10 protein-coding genes are annotated in these 12,298 nt (G+C 61.6%); 9 read left to right on the forward strand and 1 reads right to left on the reverse strand.

The genetic code is table 11. The features are described from left to right. Nucleotides 1–77 precede the first annotated feature (77 nt). From JOE39_RS01720 to murB, 7 genes are read left to right on the forward strand one after another with little or no spacing between them, the layout of a single operon-like run. Entirely contained in the window at nt 78–2,294 is a 2,217-nt protein-coding gene (locus tag JOE39_RS01720) for a DNA internalization-related competence protein ComEC/Rec2 (protein ID WP_210077999.1), read from the forward strand. Nucleotides 2,295–2,336: 42 nt separating this feature from the next. Then, a complete protein-coding gene (locus JOE39_RS01725; RefSeq protein ID WP_003317467.1) occupies nt 2,337–3,053 on the forward strand; it encodes a MotA/TolQ/ExbB proton channel family protein in 717 nt (238 codons plus the stop codon). Next, on the forward strand, nt 3,050–3,481 hold the full coding sequence (locus JOE39_RS01730; protein ID WP_003317468.1) for a biopolymer transporter ExbD: 432 nt from the start codon (nt 3,050–3,052) through the stop codon (nt 3,479–3,481). Before JOE39_RS01725 ends, JOE39_RS01730 begins: the two co-directional genes overlap by 4 nt. Continuing rightward, nucleotides 3,481–4,476 carry a tetraacyldisaccharide 4'-kinase gene (gene lpxK / locus JOE39_RS01735; RefSeq protein ID WP_198722681.1) on the forward strand — a complete coding sequence of 332 codons (996 nt, stop codon included), beginning with the start codon at nt 3,481–3,483 and terminating at the stop codon, nt 4,474–4,476. The genes JOE39_RS01730 and lpxK overlap by 1 nt, the downstream gene beginning before the upstream one ends. 17 nt (nt 4,477–4,493) lie before the next feature. Continuing rightward, complete coding sequence (locus tag JOE39_RS01740; RefSeq protein WP_002552679.1) at nt 4,494–4,679, forward strand: Trm112 family protein; 186 nt, start codon at nt 4,494–4,496, stop codon at nt 4,677–4,679. Next, nucleotides 4,676–5,440, forward strand: coding sequence for a 3-deoxy-manno-octulosonate cytidylyltransferase (gene kdsB / locus JOE39_RS01745; RefSeq protein WP_003317470.1), 765 nt, complete (start codon nt 4,676–4,678; stop codon nt 5,438–5,440). Before JOE39_RS01740 ends, kdsB begins: the two co-directional genes overlap by 4 nt. A gap of 34 nt (nt 5,441–5,474) precedes the next feature. After that, nucleotides 5,475–6,494: a UDP-N-acetylmuramate dehydrogenase gene (gene murB, locus JOE39_RS01750; protein WP_044311729.1), complete on the forward strand. Its 1,020-nt coding sequence runs from the start codon at nt 5,475–5,477 to the stop codon at nt 6,492–6,494. A gap of 150 nt (nt 6,495–6,644) precedes the next feature. Here murB and rne read toward each other — a convergent pair whose 3' ends face one another. Beyond that, a complete protein-coding gene (gene rne / locus JOE39_RS01755) occupies nt 6,645–9,944 on the reverse strand; it encodes a ribonuclease E (RefSeq protein WP_210077997.1) in 3,300 nt (1,099 codons plus the stop codon). Nucleotides 9,945–10,670: 726 nt separating this feature from the next. On the opposite strand from rne, the gene rluC reads away from it, so the two are divergent. After that, complete coding sequence (gene rluC / locus JOE39_RS01760; RefSeq protein WP_003317474.1) at nt 10,671–11,627, forward strand: 23S rRNA pseudouridine(955/2504/2580) synthase RluC; 957 nt, start codon at nt 10,671–10,673, stop codon at nt 11,625–11,627. Further along, complete coding sequence (locus tag JOE39_RS01765; protein ID WP_074908186.1) at nt 11,617–12,279, forward strand: HAD-IA family hydrolase; 663 nt, start codon at nt 11,617–11,619, stop codon at nt 12,277–12,279. The genes rluC and JOE39_RS01765 overlap by 11 nt, the downstream gene beginning before the upstream one ends. The last annotated feature ends 19 nt before the right edge of the window (nt 12,280–12,298 follow it).

A 12,298-nucleotide genomic window follows, 5' to 3' on the forward strand; every position in this document is an offset into this window, starting at 1 on the left:
GATTCTGCAACACACCATCACTTCCGACATTTCCCCTGTACGCTGATTCTTGAGGCTTTCCGCTGTAGGGAACCGTCATGCGCACAGGGATGATCGCGCTCGCGCTCGGGCTGCTTGCCCTGCGTTTTCTACCGGCGCTGCCGCCGACCTGGCTATTGCTGCTGATGCCGATACTGGCGTTGATGCTGCTGCCGTTTCGCACCTACCCACTGGCGCTGTTCCTGCTCGGCTTCACGTGGGCGTGCGTTTCGGCGCAGTGGGCGCTGAGTGACCGGTTGGCACCGCGTCTCGATGGTCAGACGCTGTGGGTACAGGGCAAGGTGGTCGGTTTGCCGAGTGTCGCCGAAGGTGTGGTGCGTTTCGAGCTGGAAGGCGCCTGGTCACGACGTGCCAAACTGCCCGCGCGAATCCGGGTGGCCTGGTATGGCGGCCAGCCCGTTAACAGCGGGGAGCGCTGGCGCATGGCGGTCAAACTCAAGCGGCCGGCCGGGCTGGTCAATCCCAATGCTTTTGACTATGAGGCCTGGCTGCTGGCGCAGCGCATCGGTGCGACCGGCACGGTGGTGGATGGTCAGCTATTGGCACCCGCGCGTGCCGCCTGGCGCGATGCCCTTCGTCAGCGCCTGCTGGCGGTCGATGCGCAGGGCCGGGAGGGCGGTCTGGCAGCGCTGGTGCTGGGCGATGGCTCAGGGCTATCGAGCACCGACTGGCAGGTGTTGCAGGATACCGGCACTGTGCATCTGCTGGTCATTTCCGGCCAGCACATCGGTTTGCTGGCCGGGGTGATTTACGCTTTGGTCGCAGGCTTGGCGCGCTGGGGGCTGTGGCCACGCTCTTTGCCCTGGCTGCCGTGGGCGTGTGCGCTGGCGTTCAGCGCTGCACTGGGCTACGGGCTGCTGGCCGGTTTCGAGGTGCCAGTCCGGCGCGCCTGTGTGATGGTCGCGATGGTGCTGCTGTGGCGCTTGCGTTTTCGTCATCTGGGCGTGGTCTGGCCCTTGTTGCTGTCCTTCAACGCGGTGCTGATCTTCGAGCCGCTGGTGACGCTGCAGCCGGGTTTCTGGCTGTCCTTCGCGGCGGTCGGCATTCTGATCCTGATTTTCAGTGGGCGTCTCGGCGCCTGGCGCTGGTGGCAAAGCTGGACACGGGCGCAGTGGCTGATCGCCGTTGGCTTGTTGCCGATCTTGCTGGCGCTGAACTTGCCGATCAGCCTCAGTGGGCCGTTCGCCAACTTGCTTGCCGTGCCTTGGGTCAGCGTGATCGTCCTGCCTCCGGCATTGCTCGGAACGCTGTTGCTGCCAGTCCCTGTAGTCGGGGAAGGTCTGCTGTGGCTGGCGGGCGGGGCGCTGCAGTGGCTGTTCGTGTTCCTCGACGCGGTGGCGGCAGCGTTGCCGGCCTGGCTGCCCAGTGCGGTGCCGGTCTGGGCATGGTGGTTGAGTCTGCTCGGGGCCTTGCTCTTGTTACTGCCCAAGGGCGTGCCCATGCGTCCGCTGGGCTGGCCGTTGCTGTTGCTGTGCGTTTTTCCGCCGCTCGAATCAGTGCCTGAAGGCCAGGTAGACGTGTTGCAACTGGATGTGGGGCAGGGCCTGGCGATTCTCCTGCGCACTCGCAATCACACACTTCTGTATGACGCAGGTCCGCGTTTCGGTGAGTTCGATATCGGTCAGCGCGTGGTCGTGCCCGCCATGCGCAAGGCAGGTGTCCGCCATCTTGACCTGATGTTGATCAGCCATTCCGACGCAGACCATGCCGGCGGTGCAGCAGCGGTTCATCAGGCTTTTCCGGTAAGCCGGGTGCTGGGTGGCGAGCTGGCCAGACTTGCGCCGCAACTCGACGCCCGATTGTGCGAGAGCGGTGCGCGCTGGGAGTGGGATGGCGTGGTGTTTTCCACGTGGCGCTGGGAGCAGGGGCCTGACGGCAACCCCGCCTCCTGCATCCTCAGCGTCGACGCCGGGGGCGAGCGTCTGCTGCTGGCGGGCGATATCGACGTGAGCGCCGAGCGCGCGGCAATCGACAGCGGGTTCGACCTGCGTGCCCACTGGTTGCAGTCGCCGCATCACGGCAGCCGGACCTCATCGTCCAAAGCGTTTCTTCGCGCCGTCGCACCGGTCGGCGTGCTGATTTCCCGTGGTCGCAACAATGCGTTCGGTCACCCACACCCGTTGGTCATGGCGCGCTATCGAGGCTTGGGCATCGCCAGTTACGACAGTGCCGAGCTGGGCGCTGTGCGTCTGCAACTGGGTACGTTCGGGGTGCCACAGGCCGAGCGCGCACAACGACGCTTCTGGCGTGATTGAGTGAATGGATATCGATCTCGGCGTTCGGCACTTGGCGACCCTATGGTAGAGTGGCGCCAATTTTTCGAGGGAGTGATCACTGTGTGGGAACTGGTCAAATCTGGCGGCTGGATGATGCTGCCGATTATTCTGAGCTCCATCGCCGCCGCCGGCATCATCATCGAGCGCCTGTGGACGTTGCGTGCCAGCCGTATCACGCCACCGCACCTGCTCGGGCAGGTCTGGCAGTGGATTCAGGAAAAGAAGCTGGACGGCGAAAAACTCAAGCAGCTGCGCGCTGACTCGCCGCTGGGCGAAATCCTTGCCGCAGGTCTGGCCAATTCCAGGCATGGTCGCGAGATCATGAAGGAGTGCATTGAAGAAGCCGCTGCCCGGGTCATTCATGAGCTGGAGCGCTACCTCAGCGCACTGGGCTCGATCGCTGCCATGGCGCCGCTGCTTGGTTTGCTGGGCACCGTGCTGGGCATGATCGATATCTTCGGCTCGTTCAACAGTTCCGGGGCCACCGCCAATGCCGGCGTGCTGGCAGGTGGTATTTCCAAGGCGCTGATCTGTACGGCGTCGGGTCTTATCGTCGCGATCCCGGCGATTTTCTTTCATCGCTTCCTGCAGAGCCGCGTCGATGAGTTGGTGGTCGGCATGGAACAACAGGCCATTCGTCTGGTTGAAGTGGTGCAGGGCGACCGCGATGTCGATCTGATCGACGCCAAGATCGATCTCAAGTCGCTGGCCAGAGCGGGCGGGGGCAAGAAGAAGTGAAATTTCGCCGTCGCAGACCCCGGGAAAACATCGACATCAATCTGGTCTCTCTGATTGACGTGGTGTTCATCCTGCTGCTGTTCTTCATTGTGACGACCACCTTCACTCGCGAAACCCAGTTGCGGGTCGATCTGCCACAGGCCGTTACCGGAACGCCGGACGTGGACGCCAGCGCCAAACAGCTGGACATTGCCATCAACGCCGACGGGATTTTCTCGCTGAACAATCAGTTGTTGCCGAAAAACGACCTGGCGACGCTGATCGAGGCGCTTCAGCGCGAGTCGGGGGGCGATACCAGCCTGCCGCTGTCGATCAGCGCCGACGGCAAGACCCCGCACCAGTCGGTCATCACGGCCATGGATGCGGCGGGCAAGCTGGGCTTCAGTCATTTGCGCATGACCACCGTCGAGGCCACACCGGCTAACTGATGGCATTCACTGACCGTTTGCTCGATGCCTGGTACAAGGGCCACCCTGCGCTGGCGCTATTGCGCCCGCTCGAAGGTCTTTACCGGCGTGTCGTAGAGCGCAAACGGGCACGGTTTCTGGCGAGCGAGGGTGATATCTATCGAGCGCCGGTGCCGGTCATCGTGGTGGGGAATATCACCGTCGGTGGCACTGGCAAGACGCCGTTGATTCTCTGGATGATCGAGCACTGCCGCCGTCGCGGCCTGCGTGTCGGTGTGGTCAGCCGCGGTTACGGCGCCACGCCGCCAAGCCTGCCGTGGCGCGTCCTGCCTGAACAAAGTGCCAGCGAGGCGGGGGACGAGCCCCTGCTCATCGTGCAGCGCTGCGGCGTGCCGCTGATGATCGATCCGGATCGCAGTCGCGCCGTACAGGCCTTGCTCGCTGCCGAACCGCTGGATGTGATTCTTTCCGACGACGGCTTGCAGCATTACCGGCTGGCCCGCGACCTGGAGCTGGTGCTGATCGATGCCGCCCGTGGTCTGGGCAATCGCCGTTGTCTGCCTGCCGGGCCGTTACGCGAACCGGTCGAGCGGCTGAGCAGTGTCGACGCCTTGCTTTATAACGGCGCGACAGCTGACAGGGACGACGGCTATGCCTTCAGGCTCAAGCCTTCGGCACTGATCAATCTGCGCAGTGGCGAACGTCAGCCGGTGGATTATTTCCCTGCCGGTCAGGCGCTGCATGCGGTCGCCGGAATCGGCAATCCCCAACGTTTCTTCAATACCCTCGAAGGATTACACTGGCGGCCGGTGACTCACGCATTCGCCGATCATGCTGTCTACAGTGCCGAGGCGCTGACATTTACACCCGCGCTGCCTTTGGTCATGACCGAGAAGGATGCGGTGAAATGCCGTGCCTTTGCCGCTGATGACTGGTGGTATCTGGCAGTGGATGCACTACCTTCCGATGCCTTTGTCGGTTGGTTCGACCAGCAACTGCTACGTCTTTCTCCATGATTGCTTCAGGATCTCCTATGGACACCAAACTACTCGATATCCTCGCTTGCCCCGTCTGCAAGGGACCATTGAAGCTCAGCGCCGACAAGACCGAGCTGATCAGCAAGGGCGCAGGTCTTGCCTATCCGGTGCGCGACGGCATCCCGGTGATGCTCGAAAGCGAAGCTCGCACCCTGAGCACCGACGAGCGGCTGGAAAAATGACCGCAGCGTTTACCGTTGTCATTCCCGCGCGCTACGGCTCCAGCCGCTTTCCGGGCAAGCCGCTGAAAACCATTGCCGGCAAACCCATGGTTCAGCTGGTCTGGGAGCAGGCGTGCAAGAGCAGCGCCGAGCGTGTGGTGATTGCCACCGACGATGCACGCATTGTCGAAGCCTGTCAGGCTTTTGGTGCCGAAGTGCTGCTGACGCGCGACGATCACAACTCCGGCACCGATCGTCTGGCCGAGGTGGCCGCGCAACTTGGCCTGGCGGCTGACGCGATTGTCGTCAATGTGCAGGGCGACGAGCCGATGATCCCGCCAGCGGTGATCGACCAGGTGGCGTCCAATCTGGCCGCCCATCCCGAAGCCGGCATGTCTACGCTGGCCGAGCCTATCGACGACGTGGCCGCGTTGTTCAACCCCAACATCGTCAAGGTGGCTACGGACATCAACGGCCTGGCGCTGACGTTCAGCCGGGCTCCCTTGCCGTGGGCGCGCGATGCGCTCGCAGCAAACCGCGACCAGTTGCCTGCCGGCGTGCCTTATCGTCGGCACATCGGTATCTACGCCTACCGTGCGGGCTTCCTGCATGACTTCGTCAGTTGGGGGCCGTGCTGGCTGGAAAACACCGAAAGCCTGGAACAATTGCGTGCGCTGTGGAATGGCGTGCGGATTCACGTTGCCGATGCCCTTGAGGCGCCACCTGGTGGCGTCGATACGCCTGAAGACCTGGAGCGCGTCAGGCGCTTGCTGGAGGGTTGATGCGCTTCGTCCAGTGGTTCGGGAAGGCGAGGGTATGACCTTGCAGGTGCAGTCCGCGATTTCCCTCAAGCCGTTCAATACGTTCGGTGTTGATGTGCAAGCCCGGTTATTTGCCGAAGCGCATAGCGATGATGACGTTCGCGAGGCGCTGGCCTATTCGGCCGAGCACGATGTGCCACTGCTGGTGATTGGCGGTGGCAGCAACCTGCTGCTCAGCGCTGACGTGCAGTCACTGGTGGTGCGCATGGCCAGCCGCGGCATTCGCATCGTGCACGAGGACTGTCTCGAGTCGATTGTCGAGGCAGAGGCCGGCGAGCCCTGGCATCCGTTTGTGCAGTCCTGTCTGGAGCTGGGGCTGGCGGGGTTGGAAAACCTCAGTCTGATTCCAGGTACCGTTGGCGCGGCACCCATGCAGAACATCGGCGCTTATGGCGTCGAGATCAAGGATGTTTTCCATAGCCTGACGGCGCTGGATCGTGAAACGGGCGAATTGCGCGAGTTTTCTCTGCAGGATTGTGCGTTCGGCTACCGCGACAGCGTGTTCAAGCATCAGGTCGCGCGCTGGTTAATCCTGCGTGTACGTTTCAAGCTCAGTCGCGTCGCTCGCCTGCACCTCGAATATGGCCCGGTTCGTCAGCGTCTCGACGAGCAGGGTATCGATCAGCCGACGCCGTTCGATGTCAGTCGTGCGATCTGCGCCATTCGCAGTGAAAAGCTGCCTGACCCCGCTGTGCTGGGCAATGCCGGCAGTTTCTTCAAAAACCCGATAATCGCTGCCGAATTGTACGCAACGATCAAACAGCAGCACCCAGGCGTGGTCGGCTACCCGCAGGACGATGGCCAAGTGAAGCTGGCGGCCGGGTGGCTGATCGAGCAGGCGGGCTGGAAGGGGTATCGCGATGGTGATGCTGGCGTGCACAAGCTGCAGTCGCTGGTGCTGGTCAACTATGGGCAGGCCAGTGGCTTGCAGTTGCTAAGTCTGGCGCGCCGTATCCAGACCGATATCGCCGAACGTTTCGGTATCGAGCTGGAGATGGAGCCGAACCTCTACTGATAGCCTGGAAAGGGGCTCTTGTGGAGGCTCGCTCGCGAAGAGATCAGATCAAGCGCCGCGTATTGAAGATGAACGCGGTGCAATCCTCAACCAACGGACATGAAAAAGCCCCGCCTGTTTGCACAGGCGGGGCTTTTTCATGTGCCGGGGTTAGACGAGGGGTTTATGCTCGTTTTCTTTCTCGGCTTCATGTTGCGGTTTAACTGCTGGTTGCTCAGTTGCCGCTTCTTCGGTCTTTTCCTCGGCTGCCGGTGAAGGCTGGGCCGATTCTGCTTCAGTGGCAGCAGGCGCTGCTTCGACGACTGGAGCGCTGGCAGCAGCGGCTTCCTGTTGACGACGTGCTTCTTCTTCACGCTTGCGACGACGAACTTCACGAGGATCGTTCGGTGCGCGGCCCGTGCTGCTGACCACTGGTGCAGGCGCTGCTTCTTCAGCCGCAGGTGCCTGCTCTTGTGGGGCAGGTGCCTGTTCTTCAACGACCGGCTGAGGCGCGACGTAAGGAGCAGGCTCTTCTTTCAGCGCTACCGGCTCGACGACAGCAGCAGGTGCAGGCGTTGGCAGTTCGGATGATTCAGTGGCTGGCACTTCCTCATGAGCCGCTGCTTCGACCGGCGCCTGTGGTGCTGGCTCTGGCGTCGGCTTGAACGGCACTACGCGTTCTGCGTGAGGTGCTTCGAACAGTTCGGACTGTGCAGCAATGGCAGGTGCTTCGACCGCTGCCGGCTGAACTTCAACCTCTGGAGCAGGCTGTGCTACAGGAGCATCGTCTGCCACAGGGGCTTCAACGGCAGGTGCTTCGACAGCCGGCTCGGCAACGGTCGGTGCTTTTTCGGCAACCGGTGCTTCGGTGGCTGGCGTTTCAGTCACAGGCGCTTCGGCAGCAGTTTCCTGATGCACAGGCTCGGCGTCTGCAGCGGCTGCGTTGCTGTTGGCACGTTCGGCCTGCTGATGCGCGTCGGCTTCGGCAGGCGCGCTGATCACGCTGCTGGCAGCGGAAGCTGCGGCGGTGAAGCCTAGACCCGCCGACAGGTCGGTGGCGCTGCCTTCTTCTTCGTTGCCGTTCTCTTCGGAGCCTTCGATCACGTTGCCATTGGCATCGCGCTGACGCTCACGACGATTGCTGCGACGACGCTGGCCACGCGAGCGGCGGCGAGGGCGGTCGCCTTCGCTACCGTCGTTGCCTTCCTGGTTCTCGTCATGTGTCTGCTCTTCGTTGAGCAGCACTTCCTCTTCTTCGCTCACGGCAGCCGCGGCCTGTTCGGCGCGTGGTTGACGTTCTTCACGAGGTGCGCGCGGCTGGCGCTCTTCGCGTGGTGCGCGTTCAGGGCGCTCCTCACGAGCGAGGCTCACCGCCGGGGCTGCATCCAGAGGCTCGCGCAGTTCGCGAACCGGGCGATCTTCGCGCGCTTCACGTGGCTTGCGCTCGCGGGTGGTGCGGGCTGGACGCTCTTCGCGCGGAGCCGACTCCTCGCGGGCTTCACGCGGTTCGCGAACGGTGCGCTCTTCACGAGGTGCACGTTCCTCACGTGGAGCGCGCTCTGCACGTTCCTCACGTGGAGCGCGCTCTGCACGTTCTTCGCGCGGGGCGCGTTCTTCACGAGGCTTGCGCTCTTCGTCGCGGCGATTGTTGCGGCCACGGCTCTGCTGGCGGCCGTTGCGGCGTTCCTCGTTGCGGGCTGGACGCTGTTCTGCAACAGGCTTTTCAACCACGACCGGAGCGACAGGCTCTTCCTTGGTCGCGAACAGGCTGACCAGGGATTTCACCAGACCCTTGAACAGGCTTGGCTCGTGAGCGACGGGTACCGGTGCAGGCGTTGGCGCAGGGGCAGCGGCTTCTACCGGGACCGGCGCATTGGCACGGGCCGGGGCAGTCTTGACGGCTGCTTCCTGACGAACCAGGGTGCGGGTTGCGGCGGCCAGTGGTGCAATTTCTTCCACTTCGGCAGCGGCAGCAGCGATTTCGTAGCTGGTCTGGCTGCTGTGCGCTTCAGGGCTGTCATCACGCAGGCGCTGAACTTCGAAGTGCGGAGTTTCCAGCTGATCGTTCGGCAGAATGATGATGCGGGCACGGGTGCGCAGTTCGATCTTGGTGATCGAGTTGCGTTTTTCGTTGAGCAGGAAGGCCGCGACCGGAATCGGCACCTGAGCGCGCACTTCGGCAGTGCGGTCTTTCAGGGCTTCTTCTTCGATCAGGCGCAGGATGGCCAGCGACAGGGATTCAACATCACGGATGATGCCGGTGCCGTTGCAGCGAGGGCAGACGATGCCGCTGCTTTCGCCCAGCGATGGACGCAGGCGCTGACGGGACATTTCCAGCAGGCCGAAGCGCGAAATACGACCGATCTGCACGCGGGCACGGTCGGCTTCCAGGCTTTCGCGGACTTTTTCTTCCACGGCGCGCTGGTTCTTGGCCGGCGTCATGTCGATGAAGTCGATGACGATCAGGCCGCCGATGTCACGCAGACGCAATTGACGGGCGATTTCCTCAGCCGCTTCAAGGTTGGTCTGCAGGGCGGTTTCTTCGATGTCGCTGCCTTTGGTGGCGCGCGCCGAGTTGATGTCGATGGACACCAGGGCTTCGGTCGGATCGATGACGATGGAGCCGCCGGAAGGCAGTTCGACAACACGCTGAAAGGCGGTTTCGATCTGGCTTTCGATCTGGAAGCGGTTGAACAGCGGAACGCTGTCTTCGTACAGCTTGATCTTGCTGGCGTACTGCGGCATCACCTGACGGATGAAGGTCAGTGCTTCTTCCTGGGCTTCGATGCTGTCGATCAGGACTTCACCGATATCCTGGCGCAGGTAGTCACGGATGGCGCGGATGATGACGTTGCTTTCCTGGTAGATCAGGAAAGGGGCGGAGCGATCGAGGGACGCTTCCTTGATGGCGGTCCACAGTTGCAGCAGGTAATCGAGGTCCCACTGCATTTCTTCGCTGCTGCGGCCCAGGCCGGCAGTACGAACGATCAGACCCATGTCGGCTGGCGCGATCAGGCCGTTGAGGGCTTCACGCAGTTCGTTGCGCTCTTCACCTTCAATACGACGCGAGATGCCGCCGGCACGAGGGTTGTTGGGCATCAGAACCAGATAGCGGCCAGCGAGGCTGATGAAGGTGGTCAGGGCTGCGCCCTTGTTGCCACGTTCTTCTTTCTCTACCTGAACGATGACTTCCTGGCCTTCGCTCAGGACGTCCTTGATGTTGACGCGGCCTTCGGGGGCTTTCTTGAAGTACTCGCGGGAGATTTCCTTGAGTGGCAGGAAGCCGTGGCGCTCAGAGCCGAAATCGACAAAGGCAGCCTCGAGGCTGGGTTCGATGCGAGTGATTCGGCCTTTATAGATGTTGGCCTTCTTCTGCTCGCGTGCACCTGACTCGATGTCCAGGTCGTAGAGGCGCTGGCCGTCTACCAGTGCAACACGCAACTCTTCGGGTTGAGTTGCGTTAATCAGCATTCTTTTCATGTAGTACCGTCGGTTTCCGGGCTGCCGGAAACGGCGTTCGGCACACACGACTTCTCACGGTCGGTGTCAGGGCACGTCAGGAGTGGTTGGACACTCCAGTGTCTAGCGAGGTCCTCGCCCAGAGGGGGCGGAGGGTCGCGACGACGTTTCCTGCTTGCTGTGGTGGCATAAGACACCCCTTTCAGCAAAAGCTTTGTCAGGAGGAGGAATCGACCATCGGTAGCGGACGAGATGAAGCGTCTAGAACAAGCCTTGTGCTACACAGTCCGATGGTTGTGCGTCTCCACCCTACACGTATCCCTGATAATTCGGGTGCTGCCGCGCGCAGAATCCGCAGCGGGTTGGCATTTACCGCGACCTTCGATAGGGAAGGTCGCGCATCATGGCTTGAGGCGTTGTTCCCGAAGCATTCGCTCGTAGCGTCTGAAAGCGACTGCACTTTGTGAACTGGCCATGAACTGTCCGCACTGGCCGCGAGCTGTCTGCTCTGCTGTCAGGCGTGTTTCCGGCCTCATGTCACCTGCGCTTGTTACGTTTTCAGCGTGCTCCGTTGTCACCGAACACTGCGTAGGACGGCCTCCCGTCCTTGTGAATTGCGTTGGTCAGGGCCGGTTGTCAACCGTTGGTCCGCTGTCCGGCCGCTTTTGGCGGCGTTCGCGACTATAGCAGCAATCATTAAGTGCTTCAAATCCATAAAAAATTGTTATCATTTGCGGCATGACGAATATTGCCCCTCCAACCCCCGGCGTCCAGCTGGTTGAGGTTGCCCCGGAACTTGCCGGTCAACGCATCGATAACTTTCTGATCACTTATCTCAAGGGTGTGCCCAAAACCTTGATTTACCGCATTTTGCGCAAAGGCGAAGTGCGTGTGAACAAGGGGCGGATCAAGCCGGAGTACAAGTTGCAGGCAGGCGATATCGTGCGCATTCCTCCTGTGCGCGTGCCTGAGCGCGACGAGCCTGTGCCGGTCGCGCAGGCATTGTTGCAGCGTCTCGAAGCTGCGATCGTCTACGAAGACAAGGCGCTTATCGTGCTCAACAAGCCTGCAGGTATCGCCGTGCATGGCGGCAGTGGCCTGAGCTTTGGCGTGATCGAAGCGTTCCGCCAGTTGCGCCCTGATGCCAAGGAGCTCGAGCTGGTTCACCGTCTCGATCGCGATACATCCGGTTTGCTGATGATCGCCAAGAAACGCAGCATGCTGCGTCATCTGCATGAAGCCCTGCGCGGCGACGGCGTAGACAAGCGCTACATGGCGTTGGTCCGCGGTAACTGGGCAACAGCGTTGAAGCAGGTTCGTGCACCGCTGATGAAAAGCAACCTGCGCTCCGGCGAACGCATGGTCGAAGTGAATGAAGAGGGCAAGGAGGCCCTGACGATTTTCAAGGTGCTGCGTCGTTTCGGCGATTTTGCCACCATGGTCGAAGCCAAGCCGGTCACCGGGCGTACTCACCAGATCCGTGTGCACACCTTGCACGCAGGGCATGCCATTGCAGGTGACACCAAGTACGGTGACGAGAATTTCAGTCGCGAAATTCGCGATCTGGGCGGCAAGCGTCTGTTTTTGCACGCCTACATGCTCACGGTGCCGATGCCCGATGGCAGCAAACTTAATGTGCAGGCGCCTGTCGATGACATGTGGGCCAAAACAGTGGAGCGTTTGAGTGCGCCGTGATTACGACCTGTTGATTTTCGACTGGGACGGCACGCTGGCCGACTCGATCGGGCGCATCATCCTGTCCATGCGTACGGCGGCCATCGAGACTGACCTTGAAATTCGCGACGATACCGCGATCAAGGGGATTATCGGCCTGGGGCTGCCTGAGGCGATTCGAACCCTGTATCCGCAGATCAGCGGCAATCAGCTAATCGATTTTCGCCAGCGCTACGCAGACAGTTATATGGCAATGGATAACGTGCCGTCGCCGCTGTTCGACGGTGTTGTAGAGTCGATGCAGGCGTTTCGCGAGGATGGTTATCGTCTGGCGGTCGCTACCGGCAAGGCGCGTCGCGGGCTCGATCGTGTGCTGAAGGCCAATGGCTGGCAGGATTACTTCGATGCCACCCGGGCGGCCGACGAGACCGCCAGCAAGCCTGATCCGCTGATGTTGAACGAGATCATGGCGCACTGTGAGGTTACCCCGCAGCGTTCGCTGATGATTGGCGATGCTTCGTTCGATCTGCTGATGGCTCGCAATGCGGGTATGGATTCGGTTGCGGTGGGCTATGGCGCTCAGCCGCTGGAGTCGCTGCGTCAGTTCGAGCCGCGGCTGGCTATCGAGCATTTTTCCGAGCTGCGCACCTGGTTGAACGGGCGCGGCGTCTAGTTTTCGGGTTGGAGTGATT

It is taken from the genome of Pseudomonas sp. PvP100, assembly GCF_017833055.1.
Lineage (GTDB): Bacteria > Pseudomonadota > Gammaproteobacteria > Pseudomonadales > Pseudomonadaceae > Aquipseudomonas > Aquipseudomonas syringae.

Coding starts and splice junctions, on each gene's coding strand:
- JOE39_RS01740 (WP_002552679.1), top strand. CDS start 4,494: ATGGACACCAAACTACTCGATATCCTCGCTTGCCCCGTCTGCAAGGGA.
- rne (WP_210077997.1), bottom strand. CDS start 9,944: ATGCTGATTAACGCAACTCAACCCGAAGAGTTGCGTGTTGCACTGGTA.
- lpxK (WP_198722681.1), top strand. CDS start 3,481: ATGGCATTCACTGACCGTTTGCTCGATGCCTGGTACAAGGGCCACCCT.
- JOE39_RS01720 (WP_210077999.1), top strand. CDS start 78: ATGCGCACAGGGATGATCGCGCTCGCGCTCGGGCTGCTTGCCCTGCGT.
- JOE39_RS01725 (WP_003317467.1), top strand. CDS start 2,337: ATGGTAGAGTGGCGCCAATTTTTCGAGGGAGTGATCACTGTGTGGGAA.
- kdsB (WP_003317470.1), top strand. CDS start 4,676: ATGACCGCAGCGTTTACCGTTGTCATTCCCGCGCGCTACGGCTCCAGC.
- murB (WP_044311729.1), top strand. CDS start 5,475: ATGACCTTGCAGGTGCAGTCCGCGATTTCCCTCAAGCCGTTCAATACG.
- rluC (WP_003317474.1), top strand. CDS start 10,671: ATGACGAATATTGCCCCTCCAACCCCCGGCGTCCAGCTGGTTGAGGTT.